We start from the raw sequence: 22,163 nt of genomic DNA, 5'->3' as shown, positions 1-22,163 counted from the left end.
AGATAAGTGCCCAGAGCGGGAGTCGAACCCGCACGCCCTAATGGACACATGGCCCTCAACCATGCCTGTCTACCAATTCCAGCACCTGGGCAATAATTTTTAGCAGAACAATATACTATAAAACTAAAAAAGTATCGTACTACATACGATACTTTTTAGTGACCAGGCTGGGGCTCGAACCCAGGACCCTCTCCTTAAAAGGGAGATGCTCTACCAACTGAGCTACCTGGTCATTTGTTGTTTTTCTAGTATTTTACAGAACTATTCTTTGTGACTTGGCTGGGGCTCGAACCCAGGACCCTCTCCTTAAAAGGGAGATGCTCTACCAACTGAGCTACCAAGTCATAGCATTACACTATTTCCTGAATGCGGGTGCAAATATACTATCATTAATTTATTTTTCAAGAAGAAATTAATATAAATTTGCTTTTTGTTTAAAATGAATTTTTTTTTCACCAATTAATAGGGCTATGATTTTAGTTTTAATAGGATACATGGGGAGTGGAAAATCCCTGATAGGCAATACACTAGCTGAAAAAATAGGGTATGATTATTTAGATTTGGATGCGTATATCGAAGAACAAGAAAAAAAAACAATAAAAGATATTTTTCAGGACCATGGAGAGATATATTTTAGAAAAAAGGAAACAATTTATCTCAAAGAGGTACTAGCCAATTTTGAAAACACTGTGCTTGCTTTAGGAGGAGGAACTCCTTGTTTTGCCGGAAACCTAGAATTCATTCAGCAAAAAAGTAACGCAACCACAGTATATCTGCAGACATCTCTAGATGAACTAACACAAAGATTGTATGCAGAAAAAGAAAAAAGACCTCTAATCGCACATCTGGAAAGTCATGAGGCGTTAAAAGATTTTATTCGAAAACATCTTTTTGAAAGATCTTTTTATTATAGTCAGTCCACTCATAAGGTAAACACAGATCAAAAACATCCAGAAGAAATTAGCAAAGAGATTCAGGCAGCTTTATTTTAAAATAGCAGAGTCTTCTTCGCCAAAAATGATTTCTACATGCTCATGTAGAGAAGTCGAAAGAGAAATTCCTTTGAAATCAGCTTTTATTGGATATTTTTTATGATTTCGATTCACTAGCACCGCTGTCTTGAATCGGGTAAGAGGTACATCCAAAAAGTGTTTTACCCCGTACATTAAAGCCGTTCCAGAATTCAATACATCATCAATAAGCACAAGAGATTTACCTTGATATTCTTTTGTAGAAAGAGAGGTGTTAACTGTATTCGTTGGATTTTTCTTATCCATAGTCACTTTGCAAAGAATAACAGTTAATTCCGAAATATCTTCCAGTATCTCTTTAATTCTTTCGGCAAAAACATATCCGTTTTGAGCAATCCCAGCAATTACGATTTCTTTTTCGCCAACATTAGTTTCATAAATCTGATACGCAATTCTTTTTATTTTATGCTGTATTTGCTCGTGAGTAAGGATGATGTTATTTTCAGTATTCATAAATAATCTTGTTGAATATGATTGATGGGGTAAAGATAGACAATTGCTCCCAATCTAGAGGGAGTCTTTGGTCAATGATAAACAGATGTTATCCTATTCTTCTTCTGAATCAGAAGACTGATGATCATCCGTATCAATAAACCAATCATCGATATCTCTTCGGTCTTTTTTGGTTGGACGCCCAGTTCCTTTTTTTCGATAATAATCTTTAGAATATTTTAAAAGGTCTAATTTTTGCAACGCTTCGGTTGGAGTGATGTCTTTACGGTAGATATCAACTAATTTTGCGCCGATACGGCTATCAGGAGTATCTAAAACAACGAGTTCGTAGTTTATTTGGTTTTTTCTGACAGAAATTTTGTCCATTGGATAGATTTCTCTAGAAGGTTTGATAAGATCTCCATTAACTCTTATCTTTCCTTCTTTACAGGCTTTTGTGGCGATACTTCTCGTTTTGAAGTATCGAATACACCATAAATATTTATCAACTCGCATAAAAAGTGTTTAAAATGCGTTTTATATTAAAAAATTGTAAAACAAAAGTACAAGAAAATCGTATCTTGCGCCTTCAAAAAAGTAATTCGATGAATATTAACAAATATGTTTTTGCTACCATTTTTGCTTTGGTAGCTTTATTCGCTTGTAATAATGATGATGATGATCCAGGATTAGAGACCATTCCTGTTCGGGATAGAGCAGAACAGCAAGCAAATGAAGATCCCATCATAAGAAGGTATTTGGAAACACATTTCTTTAGATTAATTGATAATCCGTTTAACCCAGATTACCAAATTGTAGAATTAGATACCATAGCTGGTGCCAATAGTGGAGAACAAGCTATTATTGATTCAGAGTTTTTGGAAACAAGAACAATAACCAGAGAAGACCCTGTTACTGAAGAAAATATTGATTACACTTTGTATATTTTGAATTTACGAAATGGAGCACCTACTGAAAGACAACCTCAATTTGCAGATTCGGCATTGGTAACCTTTAGGGGAGAACAGTTTTATGAAAATCTTGATATGGACGGTGATGGTATTCCGGATGCGGCAGATGTGGATGCTGATGGGGATAATGTTGCTGATGAACTAGATGGAGCAACAAGAACAGATCGAGATAATGATGGTATTGCAGATGATAGTGATGCTGATGATGATGGTACTCCTGGTACAGATCCAGGCAAAGTAGATTCTGATGGAGATGGTATCATAGATGAAAATGATCCTGTGGATAATAATGATCCTAACCGAAGAGTTTTTGATAATGCAGTAACTCCTGTATGGTTTGATTTGGTTGGAGTGATTGACGGGTTTAGGGAGGCTACTACAGGTTTTAGTGGAGCGTCTGGAAGTATGATCAATGGAGATGGTACAGTAGATTTTACTGATGATTTCGGTAATTTTACAGTGTTTATCCCTTCCGGATTAGCTTACTTTGAGAATCCACCTCTTGGAACAGGAATAGGAGCTTACAAAGCGTTAATTTTTAACATACAATTGTATGCTATTAATGAGTCTGATCACGATAGAGATGGGATTCCTTCATATTTGGAAGATTTAGATAATGACAGATTGGTATTGGATGCAGATGATAATACCGATGGAGATAATGCCGCAAACTATTTGGATACCGACGATGATGGTGATGGAACTCAAACTAGAGACGAAATTACGGTAAATGATGCCAACGGAGATGGATTCATTAGCTTGGATGAAATTACCTTTTATGATGATGATGGTGATGGAGTACAAAACCATCTTGATCCAGATGATAGAGATTCGAAAAATGACTAAATAAAAAAAACTCCGGTAAACATACCGGAGTTTTTTTATTCATAATTTTAAGGTCTTTACAAATCCAGAGAGAGTGCTAATATGAATTGATCAGGTCTAGAGTCAACGCGAATACTTTCGTCGATAGATTGTGCTCTATTTCGGCTTAATCCTCTTTCATATCGTACATCTGCATTTAGCCTCCCTAATTGAACCCCGGCACCAAATTGAACCCCAACGGTGAATTCATTTTTTACATCTCCTAATCGTACATCTTCCAGTTCGTTATCTACTATAAATTGCAATGCTGGTCCTCCAAATACATGAATTGGGCCTAAGACACGTGTTCCAAGTAAAATGGGTAAATCTATTTTTTTGATGTCGTAGTCCAGGCTTCTTCCATCTAGTTCATAAGTACTATTGTTTACCGTGTATTGTAATTCTGGTCGTAAATAAAGGTTTTCGGTTAGATTTCCTCTTAAAAAAACACCAAAGTGGTATCCAACCCTATCATCGGCTCTTTCTGATAATACGTTGCTACCAGCATCGGCGAGATCTGAAATCTCAATTTTTCCATTGTCTCCGTAGTTAAGTCCAGCTTTTACACCAAAAGTGATTCCTTTTTGTTGTGCGGAAACCGTACAGATAGTGAATAACATTAAAAAAACAAGTGCATTTTTCATTGTGAATAAGTTTTAATTAATAATTGAATGATGATGTGAATTGGCTGGTATTGGTTAAACGGTTTTAATAATTGATTTATTCTACAATCAAAAAGTTTGCCATAACGCAGTAATCTGCAGAATGTTTTTTCAAAAGCAAATATAAATGAAATGTCTTTATAAGAAAACCGCCTTTTGAGCATTGTCAAAAGGCGGTTAGCTTTTAGGTGTATAAAAATATTATTTTCTTTTAATAACCTTGTGTACAGCTTTGCTGATTGCATCGGCGTTAAGGCCGTATTTTTCCATAAGTTGATCAGGAGTACCACTTTCTCCAAAAGTGTCATTGGTAGCAATAAACTCTTGTGGTGTTGGGTGTTGTTGCGACAATACTCTGGCAACGCTTTCTCCCAATCCACCAAGGTGATTATGCTCTTCTGCGCTAACTATGCATCCTGTTTTCTTCACAGAATTTAATATAGCTTCATCATCAAGAGGTTTGATGGTATGGATATTAATTACTTCAGCACTAATACCTTCTTCATGCAGGCTTTCTGCTGCTTGCAGCGCTTCCCAAACCAAATGTCCGGTAGCTACAATGGTTACATCTGTACCTTCTTGCAAGGTCACTGCTTTACCAATTTCAAACTTCTGATCTTCTGCCGTAAAGTTTGCTACTTTTGGTCTTCCAAAACGTAAGTAAACAGGTCCTTGATGATCAGCTATAGCAATGGTAGCTGCTTTGGTTTGGTTGTAATCACAAGTATTGATTACGGTCATACCTGGTAGCATTTTCATCAAACCTATATCTTCAAGAATCTGGTGTGTAGCACCGTCTTCTCCCAGTGTTAAACCAGCATGAGAAGCGCATATTTTTACATTCTTACCACTGTAGGCAATAGATTGACGAATTTGGTCATAAACTCTACCTGTAGAAAAATTTGCAAAAGTTCCTGTAAATGGAATCTTGCCACCAACAGTTAATCCAGCTGCGATCCCCATCATATTGGCTTCTGCAATTCCAACTTGAAAAAAACGTTCTGGGTTATTGGCTATAAAAGCATCCATTTTAAGAGATCCTATCAAGTCAGCACATAGAGCAACAACATTTTCGTTGGTTTTACCCAACTCTTCCAAACCTGCTCCAAAACCTGAACGTGTATCCTTTTTTCCTGTATCTATATATTTTTTCATCTGTTTATTTAATTTGGATGTATTAGTAATCGCCCAGAGTTTCAGGATTTTGAGCCAATCCGATTTCTAATTGTTCATCATTTGGAGCTTTTCCATGCCAAGCATGAGTATGCATCATAAAATCAACACCATTACCCATTACTGTGTAAAGAAGTACACAAACCGGTTTTCCTTTACCTGTTCGTGCTTTAGCTTCATTTAGACCATCAATTACGGCAGTCATATTATTACCTTCTTTGATTTCCAAAACATCCCATCCAAATGCTTCGAACTTAGCTTTTAGACTTCCCATAGGTAATACATCATCTGTAGAACCGTCGATTTGTTGTCCATTAAGATCTACAGTAGCGATAAGATTGTCAACTTTTTTTGCAGAAGCATACATGATCGCTTCCCAGTTTTGACCTTCTTGTAATTCACCGTCTCCGTGTAAACTAAACACCAAATGTTGATCATTGTTTAGTCTTTTGGCTTCGGCTGCACCTATGGCAACAGACATCCCTTGGCCTAGTGATCCCGAGGCGATACGTATACCAGGTAGACCTTCATGTGTTGTTGGATGACCTTGTAATCTACTGTCGATAAGTCTGAAAGTGTTTAATTCCTCAACAGGAAAGTATCCACTTCTTGCTAATACACTGTAGTACACCGGTGAAATGTGTCCGTTAGATAGGAAGAACAGATCTTCTCCTATTCCGTCCATATCAAAATCATCTTTTCGTTCCATGATTTCTTGATACAGAGCTACAAAAAATTCGGTACATCCTAAAGAACCTCCTGGATGACCTGAATTTACCTTATGCACCTGACGTAGAATATCTCTACGGACCTGTGTTGCAAAATCTTCTAGTTGTTTTGTTTTAGGCATTATAATGCTGATTTCTTGATAATAAAGCCCCAAAAATAAAGGTTTTGTATACGGCTACAAAATGTATACCTAGCTTTTAATTAAGAATTCGATGTTAATAACGAAAAGTTTTCGAAAACCAAGAGTTATGGATATGATTTTAGTTAGTTATCTTTGCGCTCTACGAAAATGAAGATATGCAATTTGACCTTTTATCCAAAGACCCTCAAAGCAAAGCAAGAGCAGGAAAAATAACTACTGATCATGGAGTTATAGAAACTCCAATTTTTATGCCCGTTGGGACTGTAGCTTCTGTAAAAGGAGTACATCAGCGTGAGCTTAAAAATGATATCAATCCAGATATCATATTAGGAAATACCTATCATCTGTATCTACGTCCGCAAACTCCTATTTTGGAAAAAGCAGGAGGGTTACACAAGTTCATGAACTGGGACAGAAATATCTTAACCGATAGTGGAGGATACCAAGTGTATTCGCTTTCTGCTAATCGAAAGATCAAAGAAGAAGGAGTAAAGTTTAAATCTCATATTGATGGGTCTTACCATGTCTTCACTCCAGAAAATGTAATGGAGATCCAACGTACCATTGGAGCAGATATTATCATGGCTTTTGATGAGTGTACGCCATACCCTTGTGATTACCAGTATGCAAAGCGCAGTATGCACATGACGCATCGATGGTTAGATCGCTGTATGCAACATTTAGAAAAAATTCCGGTTAAATATGGATATGAACAGGCTTTTTTCCCGATCGTGCAGGGAAGTACCTATAAGGATCTAAGAAAACAGTCTGCAGAATATATAGCAAACGCTGGGGCAGTAGGTAATGCAATTGGAGGTTTGTCGGTAGGAGAACCCGCCGAAGAGATGTATGCAATGACCGAGGTGGTTACTGATATATTGCCAGAAGATAAACCAAGATATTTGATGGGAGTAGGAACTCCGATCAATATTTTAGAGAATATAGCCTTGGGGGTAGATATGTTCGACTGTGTCATGCCAACTCGTAATGGGCGTAATGGAATGTTGTTTACTGCCCATGGAACCATAAACATAAAGAACAAAAAGTGGGAAGATGATTTCTCACCAATTGATGAAATGGGAATAACATTTGTAGATACAGAATATTCGAAAGCGTATTTACGTCACTTGTTTACAGTTAACGAAATGTTAGGTAGGCAGATTGCTACCATACATAATTTAGGATTTTATTTATGGTTGGTTAGAGAAGCAAGAAAACATATCTTAGCGGGAGATTTTTATTCCTGGAAAAATATGATGGTAAAACAAATGGATAAAAGATTATAGATTGAAAATACTAGACTGGTACATACTGAAAAGATATTTGGGAACATTTTTTACAATGATTTTGTTGTTTATCCCAATAGGAATCATTGTTGATCTTTCAGAGAAAATAGATAATATGCTGGAGCATAAAGTTCCTGTTGAGGCAGTAATAGGGTATTATCTCGATTTCATGGTGTATTTTGCCAATTTACTGTTTCCATTATTTGTCTTTTTATCGGTTATCTGGTTTACGTCCAAATTGGCCAATAAGACCGAAATTATTGCTTTTTTAAGTTCGGGAGTATCTTTTTGGCGGTTTTTGAGACCATATATGATCGGTGCGGTAATTATCTGCCTGGGTGCTTTGGCGATGGGATTGTTTTTGGCACCTAAAGCCAGTCAGGGATTTAATGAGTTTAAATATTCCTATCTCAAAAAAGGTCGAAAAGTTCAGGAGACCAAGAATGTATACAGACAACTTAATGATAGTATCTTTTTGTATGCCAATAATTTTAAACCTTTAGAAAAATCGGCTACTAATTTTACTTTGGAATATTTCAACGGAAATGTATTGGATACCAAGATCTCTGCAAAAAAAATTACTTTCAAAGATAGCATCTATGAACTTCGAGATTTTGTAAAACGCAAGGTGTTGGAAAACGAAGATATCCTGGAAAAGGCAATCAAGAAGGATACGGTGCTTCCTTTTAATATCGATGAATTTACTCCGGTAACTTATGTGGCAGAAACTTTAAATTATACCGAACTAAGTAAGTTTATTGAAAAAGAAAGCAAGCGGGGATCGTCAGATATCAATCGATACAAAGTAGTAGCATATAAAAGATGGAGTATTCCGGTGTCTGCGTTTATCTTGACCATTATAGGAGTAGCAGTATCTTCTATGAAAAGAAGAGGGGGTATGGGAGTTAACCTTGCCGTAGGAATATCGTTAGCTTTTGTATTCATCTTTTTTGATAAGGTATTGGGTACATTAGCCAATCAATCAGATTTTCCGCCGGTTATTGCGGTTTGGTTTCCGAATATATCTTTTGGGATTTTAGCAATTTACCTACTGTATAATGCCAAACGTTAAGCTTCAAAATTATTTACATCTCCATTTTATAGTATTTGTTTGGGGCTTTACAGCTATCCTGGGGGAACTAATTTCTATAGAAGCGTTACCTCTGGTTTGGTATCGAATGCTTTTGGCTTCGGGATTTATTTATTTGTATATCCGTTTTAAGAAAATTGCGCTCCATATTTCAAGAAAACTTTTTTTCACCCTGTTTTTTGCAGGTATTGTAATTGCCTTGCATTGGATTACTTTTTTTGCAGCTATAAAAGTTTCTAATGTCTCTATAACATTGGCAATGCTGTCAACAGGAGCTTTTTTTACATCTATTTTAGAACCTATATTTTACAAAAGAAAAGTGATCTGGTACGAAGTCCTTTTTGGTCTTCTGGTCATTTTAGGGCTCTATATCATATTTCAAGTAGAGGGAGATTATTTTTTAGGAATTCTGTATGCTTTATGTTCGGCTTTTCTATCTTCAGTGTTTTCAGTAATCAATGGAAAAGTAGCACAGCAGTACAATCCCTCAATGATTTCGTTCTATGAGTTACTAAGTGGTGTAGGAGTAATAACCTTGTATTTACTGTTTCTTACGTTTTTTGGGAGTCAAACTGAAGGATTTACTGTTTCCTTTTTTCAGCTTTCCGTATCCGATTGGACGTATATGCTTATTCTTGCTTCTGTATGTACAGCCTATGCTTTTATTGGTTCTGTGCAGGTGATGAAGTATTTGAGTCCTTATACTGTAATGCTAACCATCAATTTGGAACCTGTGTATGGAATCATGTTGGCGGTGGTTATTTTTGGAGAATCCGAAAAAATGAGTCCCCAGTTTTACTACGGTGCGCTTATTATTTTGAGTACGGTAATCCTCAACGGAATCCTTAAAAATGCTAAAAAAAGAAAAAGTACTTCAACTTTAGGTAACATTACGAAGTAAAGTTTTTATATTTGTCAGCTAACCCTAGTTAACATAAATTATATTCTTGATTATGGAATATTTAGAATTTGAACTCCCCATAAAAGAGCTTGAAGAACAGTTTGAAAAAGCTTGCGCCATAGGCGAGGAAAGCGAAGTGGATGTTACTGATACTTGCAAGCAGATAGAAAAGAAACTACAAGAGACAAAAAAAGATATATACAAAAATTTAACTCCATGGCAACGGGTGCAACTTTCAAGACACCCTTCCAGACCATATACATTGGATTATGTGGATGCCATTTGTGGAGAGTCTTTTTTGGAACTACACGGTGATAGAACAGTAAAGGATGATAAAGCGATGATCGGCGGTTTAGGAAAAATCGGAGATCAGAGTTTTATGTTTGTTGGTCAACAGAAAGGATATAATACCAAGACCAGACAATATCGTAACTTTGGTATGGCGAATCCAGAAGGTTACCGAAAAGCACTACGATTGATGAAGAGTGCCGAGAAATTTAATATCCCTGTAGTGTGTTTTGTAGATACGCCAGGTGCTTATCCAGGACTGGAAGCAGAAGAAAGAGGACAAGGAGAAGCCATTGCTCGTAATATTTTGGAAATGACTCGCCTTAAAGTACCCATTATCGTTGTGATTATTGGAGAAGGAGCCAGTGGAGGAGCCTTAGGTATAGGAGTGGGAGATAAAGTATTGATGTTAGAAAACACCTGGTATTCGGTAATTTCTCCAGAATCTTGTTCTTCAATTTTATGGCGTAGCTGGGAATTTAAAGAGCAAGCTGCAGAAGCCTTAAAGCTTACTGCTACCGACATGAAGAAACAGAAGTTAATCGATGAAATTGTGAAAGAACCTTTGGGAGGTGCACATAGTGATCGAGAAAAAATATTCAAAACAGTAAGAGACAAAATTTTGTCATCATACGAAGAACTAAAAAACTTATCACCAGAAGATTTGATAGAAAAACGTATGGACAAATATGCAAATATGGGAGTCTTTAAAGGTTAGACCCTAAAAAATCACTTATTGCCTAAATCTGAAGTTTTGTACTTCAGATTTTTTTATGCTTATTAACAATAAAATTTACTTATTAACAGTTCATTTGTTGAAGAACAGTGGACATTCGTATCTTTGTAATTGGGTATATCTCTTTACAATTTTTTTACATTCGTGGTTATGGAAAAAGTACAGCAGTTGCAACAAGCTGGTTACGGAAAGGGGAACGTAATCGCACTTGAGAAAGGTAAAATACCACCTCAAGCCGTTGATTTAGAGGAAGTTGTGCTCGGAGCGATGATGATCGACAAAAAGGGGGTTGACGAAATAATCGATATACTGAATCCTGATGTCTTTTATCGCGAAGCGCATCAATACATATTTGAGTCCATCTACAAACTCTTCGAAAATTCGGAACCTATTGACTTATTAACGGTTTCGAGCCAGTTAAAGAAGGATGGAAGACTCGAATTAGCAGGTGGGGACTATTATTTGATACAATTGACTCAAAAAGTCGCTTCTTCTGCACATATCGAGTTTCATGCTCGTATTATTTTACAAAAGTATATTCAGCGTAGTCTGATCAAAATATCTAATGAAATTATTGAGGAGTCGTATGACGAAACTACAGATGTTTTTGATCTTTTGGACATGGCCGAATCCAAATTATATGAGGTTACTCAAGGAAATATAAAGCGATCAACCGAAACTGCTCAAAGTTTGGTGATCCAAGCAAAAAAGAAGATACAGGAAATATCAAACAAAGAAGGTTTAAGTGGAATCCCGTCTGGTTTTGATAAGCTAGACAAACTAACTTCGGGCTGGCAGCCCAGTGATTTGATTATTGTGGCTGCCCGTCCTGGTATGGGGAAAACAGCACTTACGCTTTCGATGGCTAGAAATATGGCTGTTGGACAAAATATTCCAGTAGCGTTCTTTTCTTTGGAGATGTCCTCGGTACAGTTAATTACTCGTTTGATATCTTCAGAAACAGGATTGTCTTCAGAAAAGTTACGTACTGGGAAATTAGAAAAACATGAGTGGGAGCAATTGAATGTAAAGGTAAAAGATCTCGAAAAAGCACCTTTGTTTATCGATGATACTCCCTCGTTATCTATTTTTGACCTTAGAGCAAAAGCACGTCGTCTGTCGTCTCAACATGGGATACGAATGATCGTAATAGATTATTTGCAGTTAATGACAGCAGGAGGAACCGGTAAAAATGGTAACCGTGAACAAGAGATCTCTACCATCTCTCGTAACCTGAAAGCCTTGGCCAAAGAATTAAATGTTCCTGTAATCGCATTATCCCAGCTTTCTCGTGCGGTAGAAACCAGGGGAGGTAGTAAAAGGCCACTACTTAGTGACCTTCGTGAATCAGGAGCGATCGAGCAGGATGCGGATATTGTATCTTTCATTTACCGACCAGAATATTATAAAATTGACGAGTGGGATGACGAAGAAAGATCACCTACTCAAGGACAGGGAGAATTTATAGTTGCCAAGCACCGTAATGGTGGACTTGAGAATATTAGGTTAAAATTCATTGGTCACTTAGGTAAATTTGATAACTTAGATGACTTTAGCACTCCTTTTGAATTTCATTCAAAGATGAATGACGAAAAAGAAGAAGATCCATTTAGCACTAGTCATTTGCCAAGTGCTGATGAAGCCTTCGGGGGGAGCACAAATGATTCTGATAATGATGATGAAGTACCGTTCTAAAAAAACAATTGTATCTGGAAAATTAAAAAATAGTATCCTTCTCATAGTGGTGTTGCTATGCGTAATACCTTCTTATGCATCTTATGTTTTAATACCTATGGATGCCGATGGTCAACAAAATCATTTAAAGGCTTATGGGATTACCTATTGGACACTAAGTAGGGATCTTAAGGTAAAATGGTTGTTGAATTACCGAGGAGGTTCTTTTCTGTTACCAGATACCGAGGCCATAAAAAAAGAATGTACTATTCGAGGGGTGACTTATGAAGTGTTAAGTGATGGTGAAACCGAAGAAATTCTAACCGAGATCGCCAGTCCTTCTCAAAATATGGATGCTGTAGTATTAGAAAAAGCACCAAAAATTGCAGTATATTCCCCAAAAGGTAATCAGCCTTGGGATGATGCAGTAACCATGGTGCTCACCTTTGCTGAAATTCCTTACAAAACCATTTATGATAAAGAGGTATTAGAAGATAATCTAATTCTATATGATTGGTTGCACCTTCATCATGAAGATTTTACTGGGCAATACGGGAAGTTCTATGCGACTTATAGAGCCTTTCCATGGTATATAAAGGAAAAAGCTGAAGCAGAAAAACTGGCTAAATCTTTGGGCTATGATAAGGTATCCGAAGAAAAATTAGCAGTTGCTCTCAAAATTAGAGATTATGTAGTAGGTGGCGGGTTCATGTTTGCAATGTGCAGTGCTACCGATAGTTTTGAAATCGCGCTTTCTGCAGAAAACGTAGATATCTGCGAGCCGATGTTTGATGGAGATCCTAGTGAACCGGGTTATCAATCAAAAATTGATTATAGCAAGACCTTTGCGTTTAAGAACTTTACGTTAGAGCGCAGTCCAAATGTATATGAGTTCTCTTCGATAGATATGACGCGTAAACGTCGTATTTCAAAAACGACAGATTATTTCACATTGATGGATTTTTCTGCCAAGTGGGATCCTATTCCCACTATGTTATGTCAAAATCATACCGCACTAGTCAAAGGGTTTATGGGGCAAACAACTGCCTATAACCCTAATGAAATTAAATCCAACGTATTGATTCTGGGTGAAAATAAAACCAATGGCGAAGCTCGATACATTCATGGGATAAAAGGAAAAGGCTTCTTTACTTTTTACGGAGGTCATGATCCAGAAGATTATACACACCGTGTTGGAGATCCAAAGACAGAGCTTGAGCTACATCCCAATTCTCCAGGTTATCGCTTGATATTAAACAATGTTCTTTTTCCAGCAGCAAAAAAGAAAAAGCAGAAGACCTAAACGTTTTTTATTCATAGCACATTTATTTTCACGGTTTATAGGGAAAGATTGCTACCGTACTTTTTTATAGCTTTGTTATAGTACATTTTAAAAATGAAATGTCTTATGGTTAAAAAGGTGCTCATGACAATCGCAATTATTTTCTTTATCCTAATTTCTTTATTAGTCTATGGGGTGTATCGTTTCTTTAATCCTTTTGGAGGGTTGGTAAATGAAGAAGTTTCGAACTCCTATTTTTATACTAAGGACAAGGAGAAAATAGTTTACAGCCCCATGGGAAATTGGTTTGAGCTTGGTAAAACCGAAATGGAGGTGGATATGAGTTCTTTTCAAGTATTAGGAATAGATTATGCAAAGGATAAAGAAAATGCCTATTTCAAATCCAGAGTTATTGATTTTGGTATCGATGTACCTTCTTTTAGAGTGCTTGAAGGTTATGTGCCACTGGACAAAAATCATGTATATGTGCTGGTTGATGCCTATGCCTACCTTGATGATACTAAAACGGGTTTCAAGATATTAGAAGATGCAGATCCCGATACCTACGAACAGTTGAACTATGATTTTGCAAGAGATAAAAACGTTATCTTCAGAAATAATGAGAAACTAACCGAAATTGATCACGAATCATTTGAAATTATAAATGGAGAATTTTGTAAAGATCAAGACGGAGTATACCACTACAGGTATCAAAAACCTTTGCAGAAAATAGACAACATCAATGATCATGAGGTTGTATCTCTTACGTCTTATTGTATACGAGACAACCAAAATTTGTTTTTTCATTTGGGAAGTATACAATACGAGGATACTGATGAAATTGCTAGTATTCCATTTGAGGACCCAAAACAGATTACATTTTTTGAAGAGAAAAAATGGCTTAAGGTTGGTAATAAAATGTATTATGAAGGAGAAATTCATAGTGAAGTTGATGCCTCATCATTTGAAGAAGTCGGTTATGGTTATGCAAAAGATGCTAAGCATGTCTTTTTTCTGGGAGAAATCATTGATGGAGCGGATCCAGGTACTTTTAAATACGATGATATAGACTACATCTTTTATGATAAAAATTATGTGTATGAAGGTGGAGAAAAGACAAGAAAAAGATAAAATTCATTACCTTTTGTAAGGTTGATCGTTATTTTCGACTATTCCCTCTTAAAACTAAAAGAACAATCTTACACATGAAAAAACTATCAACACTTTTACTATTAGTGCTTGTACTGATTTCCTGTAAACAAGAGGTGAAATCAGACCAAACAATAGTAGTATCAGAAACTCCTAAAGAAGAAGTTACACCAGATAGATCGGGTAATTTTCCAGAAGAAATCAATGCTGTTTTTGCCGCCCATGGTGGTATCAAAGCCTTTGATACTATGAATACTCTCGTATTTGAAATGGAAAAAGAAGGTGGAAACGAAAAACATACTACAGATCTTAAATCCCGTCATGCCCGAATCGAATCAAATAAATTCGCCTTAGGTTTTGACGGAAAAGAAGCTTGGTTAGAACAAGATTCAACATATTTCAAAGGAAATCCAAGATTCTATCATAACCTGATGTTCTACTTTTATGCAATGCCTTTTGTTTTGGGTGACGAAGGAGTGTTCTATGAAAAAGTTGAAGATTTACAGGTAGATGGAGTATCGTATCCCGGATATAAAATTTCTTACGGAGAAGACGTAGGAGATTCTCCAAAGGATAATTATTTCTTGTACTATGATGCCAATTCTAAGCAAATGAAGTTTTTAGGATATACGGTTACTTTCTTTAGTAAAGAAACCAGCGAAAAAATAAGCTTGATCGAGTATGCTGATTGGAATGATGTTAATGGTTTGGTACTTCCTAAAACCTTGAAGTGGAGAGATTACAAAGATGGAGTAGTAGGGGATGTAAAGAGTGAAAGAAGCTTTGTAAATGCGCTTGCTAGTAAAGATAAACCTGCAGCTAGCCTATTTCAAAAACCAAAAGAAGAAAAACAAGAATCTCTCTAGACAGAACGAGTAAAGAATAACGATAAAATGCCTATTGCAATGCGCAATAGGCATTTCTTTTTTCAGCATCGGGCATAATTTTTTTGATAAAAATAGCCTTCCTATTTTGAGAATATTTCATTTCAGAAGCCTTTTTGATTATCAGAATTATGTATTTGTCATTTTCATAAAGGTTTTGAAGTAAAATCCTCTTTTGCGCTCAAAAGCAAACGCAAAGAATTAGCTAATTTTATGCTTTTTATTTATTTGATTTACGAAAACGATATAGTAGCTTAAAAACGCTTTCTTTATGTATAACGAGTTAAATACCAGTACAAGAATTTTAATGGGACCAGGGCCATCAGACGCTCACCCAAGAGTATTAAAGGCCATGAGTACACCTTTGATAGGACATTTGGATCCAGAATTTGTAACGATTATGGATGAGGTGAAAACCATGGTGCAAGATACCTTTATCACCAAGAACCATCTCACTTTTGTGGTCTCTGCTCCAGGAAGTGCCGGTATGGAAACTTGTCTGGTTAACCTTTTGGAACCGGGGGATGATGCTATTATTTGTATCAATGGAGTTTTTGGTGGAAGAATGGCAGATATAGCAGAACGTTGTGGAGCTAATGTATACAAAATAGAAAAAGAATGGGGTACTGTGGTAACCCCAGAAGATGTAAAGAAGGCTTTGGAAAAATGTCCTAAACCAAAATTGTTGGCTTTAGTACATGCCGAAACTTCTACAGGAGCACTACAACCTCTTAAAGAAATAAGTGATCTTGTGCATAATGCAGGAGGTTTGTTGATGGTAGATGCAGTAACCTCTTATTGTGGAGTAGAGCTTAAAGTAGATGAATGGGGTGTAGATGCTATTTATACGGGTACACAAAAATGCCTTAGTGCTCCTCCGGGTTTATCTCCGGTAAGTTTTTCGGATAGAGCGGTCAAAGCGTTAGAAAATAGAAAAACTAAGGTGCAAAGTTGGTTTTTGGATTTGAGTTTGGTAAAAAACTATTGGGGAGGAGCCAAGCGGGCCTATCACCATACGGCTCCGGTATCCTCGGTGTATGCGCTTAGAGAGTCGCTTAGAATTGTTCTGGAAGAAGGATTGGAAAATCGTTGGAAACGACATCAGGAGGTACATCAGGTATTGAAAAGCAAGTTAGAAGCACTTGGATTTAAATACCTGGTAGAAGAACCATATCGGTTACCAAACCTGAACTCTGTTTTCTTGCCAGAGGGGAATGATGAGGGATTAATACGATCAAAATTGTTGAATGAGTACAATATTGAAGTAGGAGGAGGACTTGGTGCCTTTGCAGGTAAGATTTGGCGAGTAGGAATTATGGGAGAGAGTTGCACCCTTAATCATGTCAACATGTTGGTAAGTGCATTAGAGGATATGAAAGAGTTTAAAAAAGGATAAACCGGGATAGAGGAGGTGTAGATTGGATTATATCGAATGCTTTTTGTAGTAATTCACCAATAAGGCGACCACATAACTATAAGTTTCTATACCGTCTGGCTGATTGTTGACTTTCAGGTAACTATCATATGTACTTTTGAAAATAGGCTCTAGAGGATTTTCATAAGATTCCCAGAACTCGTTTACCTCTCGATAGTTTTTTCTGATTCCCGGACGTAGTTCCTCTATGAGGCAAATGGCTTTTTCCTCATTTCGCAAATAAAGATCATTGATGCAGAATTTTAGGGCAAACGTAGTTCCGCTGTATTTAAAATAATCATCATCGTAGTTTATTGTGGTCAAAGCAGCCAGAAAATTAGCTTCGTTTTCTTTGGCAAAACCAATTTGATGTGCTTCTTCATGGCAACTGGTAGTAGGTGCTTTGTAGTTTAAGATAAGTCCATTCACCTGTGCCTCGTTGGTAATTGGATTGAGATACCCACTAAACCCCATATAGGTGAGTGGAATACTCAACAAAGAAGTTTTAATACTTTTTGGGTTATATACATTCAACTGTGGTAACAAGGTTTGCAATTGTTGATACGCAGGTACGGTTTTTTGAAAAATCTCATCCTTGGTATACGGCATTGCAATAGACAAAGAGTCGTTGGGTTCTAATTTGGTATGTAATCGATTAGCATGTGTTATTAGATTTTCAGTCACCGAAATTAGTTCTTGCTCTGTGTACTGATCTTCAATATCTATAATTTCATGAAGTGGTAACCTGTAGTAGTTCATTCCCCATAATAAGTGGAAACAAGCATATACGATGGACAAAGTCGCTCCAATATCTAAGAGCACTTCTTTCCAAAGTATCTTTTTTGTGAATACTTTTCGGATTAAAAAACGAATTAATAATACGATGAGTACAGCATATAATACATCCCCAAAAGAAAAAGGAATCCAACCAAAGACATATCTCAAGGCTTTAGAGGTATATACAAAAACTCCATTACTGTATACATTTTCTATAAGCTCAGGGAAAAAAGAAATTACTTTAATCACTAGTATCTGAATAGGTAAGAATAAAGTAAGATAAAGTTTGGTTTTGGATTGCATTCGATAAATATATAATAGAACGATAAATCTACAACATTTAATATATCATTATGTTTAAGATTATCTTAATATAGTACATTTGCGAAAAGACAAAATACTCATGAATTCAGAAATAAGAAACTTAGAACCTAAAGTACTTTGGGATAAATTTGCAGATCTTAATGCGGTTCCCAGACCCTCAAAAAAAGAAGAACGTGTTATCGCCTTTATGACAGCGTTTGGAGAATCTCTTGGTTTGGTCACCGAAGTCGATAAAGTTGGAAATGTACTTATCAAAAAACCGGCAACACCCGGTCTGGAAGATCGAAAAACTGTGGTGATGCAGTCGCATCTGGATATGGTACACCAAAAAAATGCAGATACAGACTTTGATTTTGATCAACAAGGAATTGAAATGTATGTAGATGGAGATTGGGTACGTGCAAAAGGTACTACCTTGGGTGCAGACAATGGATTGGGAGTAGCTACGATTATGGCGATTCTTGAATCCAAAGATATTGAACACCCAGCTATAGAGGCATTGTTTACCATTGATGAAGAAACAGGAATGACTGGTGCTATGGGATTAGAAGGTGGATGGTTAAAAGGTGATATTTTGTTGAATTTGGATACCGAAGAAGATGATGAAATAGGAGTAGGGTGTGCAGGAGGAATTGATGTTACTGCCCAAAGAACCTACCAGGAAGAAGATGTTGCTGAAGGTAAAGTAGGATATACCATTGCCGTTACAGGACTTAATGGTGGACATTCTGGGATGGATATTCATAAGGGATTGGGTAATGCCAATAAAATTATGAATAGACTATTATTTGAAGGTTTTGAAAATTTCGGTTTGCAGGTGAGTGCCATAAAAGGAGGAAGCTTGCGAAATGCGATTCCTAGAGAAAGTTTTGCAACGATTGTGGTCGATGGGATACAGGAAGAAGCTTTTGTTTTTGAAACCGGGCAATTAATTCAAACGATTCAAAATGAACTAGCCATATCAGAACCAAATTTAAGGATTGAGATTAAAAAAACAGACCTTCCTAAAAGTGTAATGGAATTGGGAGTACAAGAAGGAGTATTGAAAGCATTATATGCTGCGCATAATGGGATTTATACTATGAGTGCTTCTATCAATGACTTGGTAGAGACTTCAAATAACATTGCTAAGGTCTCTATAGGAAATGGAAAGGTGGTTATCGAATGCTTAACCAGGAGTAGTGTAGAGTCTTCAAAAATTGATTTGGTGAACAAATTAAGAGCAACTTTTGAATTGATAGGGTGCGAGGTAACCACAAGTGGAGATTATCCAGGTTGGGCGCCAAATATGGATTCGCCAATTTTAAAAGTTCTTGATCAATTGTATCAAGATATAAATGGAGAAAAGGCTCATGTTGCTGCCTGTCATGCCGGTTTAGAATGTGGGATATTGGGACAGAATTATCCTAATTTGGATATGATTTCTTTTGGTCCTACCATTTTGGGAGCACATTCTCCAGATGAGAGAGCGAGTATATCTTCGGTACAAAAATATTGGAAGTTTGTAAAGGAGATTCTAAGTAATATTCCTAAAAACTAAAGCATAAAAAACATCCCGATCAATCGATCGGGATGTTTTTTATATAACTTTTTTAGTGTTTATTGTGCTGCTCCAGGAGCTTTGTCTCTAATACCTACTAACTCAAGTTCGAAGACTAAATCAGAGTTAGGTGGAATTGCACGAGCACCTCTTTCACCATATCCTAAATGAGATGGGATGAATAAAATGGCTTTATCTCCAATATTCATTTGTTGAGCTCCTTCTTTAAATCCAGGAATCATTTGTGCATCTGGAGAATACGGCATAGGAATCGGCGCATATCCTCTAGGGTCTGCCGCTCTTCTTTCATTGAATATCCCTAATTCTTCAGCTTTTTCACGAATATTGGTGTCAAATGCCTTACCATCTGTAAAGTATCCAGCGTAGTTGATATTTACGATATCAGTAGGTTTTGGTTTTTGACCATTTTCTTCTTTGTGAACAAATAAAATTTCTAAGCCACTTTCTAATTTGGTTGCTTTTGCCTTTAAAGCTTCAAAGTTAGCAGCAATTTCTTTTGCTTTTGCCTCAGCTTTTCGCTCTTTTTCCTCTTCCTCTTCCTTGATTTGTTGTAGCTTGTCTGTGAAAATATCTGCCGCTTTGAAATTTTTAGCTTCTTTTCCTTTTCTAAGAATATTCACCTCTAGCATTTTAATTTCACTTTTTGGCTTATCTCTTTGTCCGGTTTCTGCTACTCCAATGCTATCGATTACATCTTGCCCCACAACTACTTCACCAAACACAGTATGTCTACCGTTTAACCAAGGCGTATCCTTTAGGGTAATAAAAAACTGACTTCCATTGGTGTTTGGTCCAGAGTTGGCCATCGATAAAATTCCTTTTGATTTGTGAGTAAGAGAATCTACGATTTCATCTGGGAATTTATAACCTGGATCTCCAGATCCTGTACCTAGAGGATCTCCTCCCTGAATCATAAAGTCTTTGATGACACGGTGAAAAACTACACCATTATAGAATTGTTTTCCTAGATAAGAACTATCTACCATAGTATTGGTCCCTTCAGCTAGAGAAACAAAATTTGCTACAGTTAGCGGGGTTGCATCATAATATAATTTAGCAACGGCAGTACCTTGGTTGGTAACGATTTCGGCATAGACTCCTTCAGGTAATTCAGGATATTTTTCTTTGCAGCCCACTACAGTAATAGCAATAATAGCTAAGAATAAGAGATTTAATTTTTTCATTTTTAGGTTTAATTAATTTTCTGTTGTTGATTCTTTCGTGATTTTATGTAAAGTTACCTCACTCATTAACGGAATATTTGTCCCAATCTTATGATTGTCTCCATAATATCCATACGCTTGATACGAAGGGAATAAAAAAGTAACTACTTCTCCTTCCTTCATCAATTTCAATCCTTCCCGCAATCCAAGGAAAAGTTCTTCTTTATCAATGTAATAAGTTACTGTGTCTAGTTCGGTCTTCGAATAAATGAGGTTTCCGTTTAAGTCTTTGATGTCATAATTGAAATTTACAATATCTCCAAATTTTGGAGTTTTTTGGGATATTGTATCTTTTTTGTTGTAGTAATACCAAAAGCCACCTTCAGAAGTGATATATTCATTCAGCGTGTCGTTATCCATAATTTTTTTGATAAGACCTTCTTCTTTTGCAGCAAGTTGCTTGTTTCTTGTTATCGATTCAGAAATAAATGAACCTGATTTTACACTCACGGGCCTACGAGCTTCCTGAGTTTTACAAGAGGAAAATACTATCAAAAAGCCAAAGATATATAGTACTAATTTCATGGATTCAGGAGGTTTTTATATGATGGTAAGATACTAATAAATTTCTCAACAGTTTCTGATAAAGAAAGATTACTTTTTCCTCCTGCGGCGTTGTGGTGCCCACCACCTTCAAAATGATCTCTAGAGAATTCGTTGACCGAAAAATCTCCTTTTGAACGCAAAGAAATTTTGATAATCCCTTCGGTTTTATTCTCTATAAAAATAGCCGCAAATTTAACCCCTTCGATAGATAAGCCTATGTTAACGAACCCTTCGGTATCTCCTTTTTTGAAATTATGTTGATCCAACTCTGCTTGCGAAAGTGAAATATAAGCGGTATTGTATTCGGATAACACCTTAAGATTTTTAAGCGCTACACCTTTTAACTGCAATCTTGACAAGGTATTCGTATCGTAAATGTTTTCGTGTATAGCGGTATTGTTTGCACCCCGATCTATCAAATCGGCAACAACTTTGTGTGTAACACTTGTCGTAGATCGGAATCGGAAAGATCCGGTATCAGTCATAATACCCACATAAATACAAGTGGCTAGTTCTGGAGTAATTTTATCTAGATCATCCAATTTTTGAATGAAATGATACACCATCTGGCATGTAGAACTCATCGTAACATCACTATATACAAATTGTGCATAGTCATCTGGTTGTTGGTGATGATCGATCATTACAAATATAGCTTCAGCAGAGGATAAACTCTCTTGCATTTCTCCACTTCTGGATAAATGATTATAATCCAGAGTAAAAATCATTTCAGCTTCTCTTATCTTTGTTTGTGCAGCATCGGTATCGCAATTATATTTTATGATGTTTTCTTCTCCAGGAACCCACTTCAAAAAATCTGGGTATTCGTTGGGCATAATTACGGTGCTATTATGACCCAAAGAGGAGAGGTAATGATGTAAACCCAATGAAGAACCTATTGCATCACCGTCAGGGTTTTTGTGTGCGGTGATTACTATGTTTTTTGGGGTGCTTAAAAGCTGTTTTATTTCTTGAATATTCATAGATCAGCGAATATACGATAAATAATATTTTGGTAATATTA

General features: G+C 36.5%; 21 protein-coding genes and 3 tRNA genes. 12 read left to right on the top strand and 12 right to left on the bottom strand.

From position 1 onward, the window contains the following. Positions 1-7: 7 nt before the first annotated feature. The 3 genes from BUE24_RS06610 to BUE24_RS06600 all read right to left on the bottom strand — a co-directional run bounded on the left by BUE24_RS06610 (position 8) and on the right by BUE24_RS06600 (position 344). Positions 8-91, bottom strand: a tRNA-Leu gene (locus tag BUE24_RS06610). 68 nt (positions 92-159) lie between these two features. Then, a tRNA-Lys gene (locus tag BUE24_RS06605) sits at positions 160-232 on the bottom strand. Between the two features lie 39 nt (positions 233-271). Then, a tRNA-Lys gene (locus BUE24_RS06600) sits at positions 272-344 on the bottom strand. A gap of 126 nt (positions 345-470) precedes the next feature. On the opposite strand from BUE24_RS06600, the gene BUE24_RS06595 reads away from it, so the two are divergent. Next, positions 471-992, top strand: a complete 522-nt coding sequence (locus BUE24_RS06595) for a shikimate kinase (protein ID WP_073315145.1) — start codon at positions 471-473, stop codon at positions 990-992. Here the strand turns inward: BUE24_RS06595 and BUE24_RS06590 are convergent. Next, positions 984-1,484, bottom strand: coding sequence for a phosphoribosyltransferase family protein (locus BUE24_RS06590; protein ID WP_073315143.1), 501 nt, complete (start codon positions 1,482-1,484; stop codon positions 984-986). The two genes, BUE24_RS06595 and BUE24_RS06590, sit on opposite strands and share 9 nt — an antisense overlap. A 93-nt stretch (positions 1,485-1,577) precedes the next feature. Beyond that, on the bottom strand, positions 1,578-1,979 hold the full coding sequence (locus BUE24_RS06585; protein WP_073315141.1) for an RNA-binding S4 domain-containing protein: 402 nt from the start codon (positions 1,977-1,979) through the stop codon (positions 1,578-1,580). Positions 1,980-2,068: 89 nt separating this feature from the next. Between BUE24_RS06585 and BUE24_RS06580 the strand changes: the two genes are divergently transcribed. Beyond that, entirely contained in the window at positions 2,069-3,280 is a 1,212-nt protein-coding gene (locus BUE24_RS06580) for an FKBP-type peptidyl-prolyl cis-trans isomerase (protein ID WP_139241921.1), read from the top strand. Between the two features lie 56 nt (positions 3,281-3,336). On the opposite strand, the gene BUE24_RS06575 is transcribed toward BUE24_RS06580, so the two are convergent. The 3 genes from BUE24_RS06575 to BUE24_RS06565 form a co-directional block, all read right to left on the bottom strand. After that, the gene (locus tag BUE24_RS06575) at positions 3,337-3,942 is read right to left on the bottom strand and encodes a porin family protein (RefSeq protein WP_073315137.1); all 606 of its coding nucleotides are present in this window, start codon (positions 3,940-3,942) and stop codon (positions 3,337-3,339) included. A gap of 219 nt (positions 3,943-4,161) precedes the next feature. Next, positions 4,162-5,115: a transketolase family protein gene (locus tag BUE24_RS06570; protein WP_073315135.1), complete on the bottom strand. Its 954-nt coding sequence runs from the start codon at positions 5,113-5,115 to the stop codon at positions 4,162-4,164. A gap of 22 nt (positions 5,116-5,137) precedes the next feature. Further along, positions 5,138-5,983 carry a transketolase gene (locus BUE24_RS06565; RefSeq protein ID WP_073315134.1) on the bottom strand — a complete coding sequence of 282 codons (846 nt, stop codon included), beginning with the start codon at positions 5,981-5,983 and terminating at the stop codon, positions 5,138-5,140. A gap of 176 nt (positions 5,984-6,159) precedes the next feature. On the opposite strand from BUE24_RS06565, the gene tgt reads away from it, so the two are divergent. The 9 genes from tgt to BUE24_RS06520 all read left to right on the top strand — a co-directional run bounded on the left by tgt (position 6,160) and on the right by BUE24_RS06520 (position 16,690). Further along, on the top strand, positions 6,160-7,290 hold the full coding sequence (gene tgt / locus BUE24_RS06560) for a tRNA guanosine(34) transglycosylase Tgt (protein WP_073315131.1): 1,131 nt from the start codon (positions 6,160-6,162) through the stop codon (positions 7,288-7,290). A 1-nt stretch (position 7,291) separates the two neighbouring features. Next, a complete protein-coding gene (locus tag BUE24_RS06555) occupies positions 7,292-8,362 on the top strand; it encodes an LptF/LptG family permease (protein ID WP_073315130.1) in 1,071 nt (356 codons plus the stop codon). Beyond that, positions 8,349-9,281 (top strand): DMT family transporter, encoded by a 933-nt coding sequence (locus BUE24_RS06550; protein WP_073315128.1) that lies wholly within the window; start codon positions 8,349-8,351, stop codon positions 9,279-9,281. The genes BUE24_RS06555 and BUE24_RS06550 overlap by 14 nt, the downstream gene beginning before the upstream one ends. 52 nt (positions 9,282-9,333) lie before the next feature. Further along, the gene (locus BUE24_RS06545) at positions 9,334-10,287 is read left to right on the top strand and encodes an acetyl-CoA carboxylase carboxyltransferase subunit alpha (RefSeq protein WP_073315126.1); all 954 of its coding nucleotides are present in this window, start codon (positions 9,334-9,336) and stop codon (positions 10,285-10,287) included. A 168-nt stretch (positions 10,288-10,455) separates the two neighbouring features. Continuing rightward, on the top strand, positions 10,456-12,000 hold the full coding sequence (gene dnaB / locus BUE24_RS06540) for a replicative DNA helicase (protein ID WP_073315124.1): 1,545 nt from the start codon (positions 10,456-10,458) through the stop codon (positions 11,998-12,000). Positions 12,001-12,097: 97 nt separating this feature from the next. Continuing rightward, on the top strand, positions 12,098-13,282 hold the full coding sequence (locus BUE24_RS06535) for an asparagine synthetase B (protein ID WP_073315367.1): 1,185 nt from the start codon (positions 12,098-12,100) through the stop codon (positions 13,280-13,282). Between the two features lie 123 nt (positions 13,283-13,405). Further along, positions 13,406-14,392, top strand: a complete 987-nt coding sequence (locus BUE24_RS06530; RefSeq protein WP_073315123.1) for a DKNYY domain-containing protein — start codon at positions 13,406-13,408, stop codon at positions 14,390-14,392. 74 nt (positions 14,393-14,466) lie between these two features. Then, a complete protein-coding gene (locus BUE24_RS06525; RefSeq protein WP_073315121.1) occupies positions 14,467-15,276 on the top strand; it encodes a DUF6503 family protein in 810 nt (269 codons plus the stop codon). A 289-nt stretch (positions 15,277-15,565) separates the two neighbouring features. Further along, a complete protein-coding gene (locus tag BUE24_RS06520; protein WP_073315119.1) occupies positions 15,566-16,690 on the top strand; it encodes a pyridoxal-phosphate-dependent aminotransferase family protein in 1,125 nt (374 codons plus the stop codon). 27 nt (positions 16,691-16,717) lie between these two features. On the opposite strand, the gene BUE24_RS06515 is transcribed toward BUE24_RS06520, so the two are convergent. Continuing rightward, on the bottom strand, positions 16,718-17,734 hold the full coding sequence (locus BUE24_RS06515) for a DUF3810 domain-containing protein (protein WP_342039417.1): 1,017 nt from the start codon (positions 17,732-17,734) through the stop codon (positions 16,718-16,720). Positions 17,735-17,888: 154 nt separating this feature from the next. On the opposite strand from BUE24_RS06515, the gene BUE24_RS06510 reads away from it, so the two are divergent. Continuing rightward, a complete protein-coding gene (locus BUE24_RS06510) occupies positions 17,889-19,349 on the top strand; it encodes an aminoacyl-histidine dipeptidase (protein WP_073315116.1) in 1,461 nt (486 codons plus the stop codon). A gap of 59 nt (positions 19,350-19,408) precedes the next feature. Here BUE24_RS06510 and BUE24_RS06505 read toward each other — a convergent pair whose 3' ends face one another. The 3 genes from BUE24_RS06505 to BUE24_RS06495 are packed head-to-tail and all read right to left on the bottom strand — an operon-like array spanning position 19,409 to position 22,122. Further along, complete coding sequence (locus BUE24_RS06505) at positions 19,409-20,554, bottom strand: peptidylprolyl isomerase (protein WP_073315114.1); 1,146 nt, start codon at positions 20,552-20,554, stop codon at positions 19,409-19,411. 12 nt (positions 20,555-20,566) lie between these two features. Then, entirely contained in the window at positions 20,567-21,118 is a 552-nt protein-coding gene (gldI, locus tag BUE24_RS06500) for a gliding motility-associated peptidyl-prolyl isomerase GldI (RefSeq protein ID WP_073315112.1), read from the bottom strand. Further along, on the bottom strand, positions 21,115-22,122 hold the full coding sequence (locus tag BUE24_RS06495) for a DHH family phosphoesterase (protein ID WP_073315110.1): 1,008 nt from the start codon (positions 22,120-22,122) through the stop codon (positions 21,115-21,117). Before BUE24_RS06495 ends, gldI begins: the two co-directional genes overlap by 4 nt. Positions 22,123-22,163 lie beyond the last annotated feature (41 nt).

Origin of the sequence: Aquimarina spongiae (assembly GCF_900141785.1) — a bacterium.
Classification (GTDB): domain Bacteria; phylum Bacteroidota; class Bacteroidia; order Flavobacteriales; family Flavobacteriaceae; genus Aquimarina; species Aquimarina spongiae.
The sequence above is the reverse complement of the archived record's forward strand: the minus strand, read 5'-3'. Positions and strand labels throughout refer to the sequence as shown.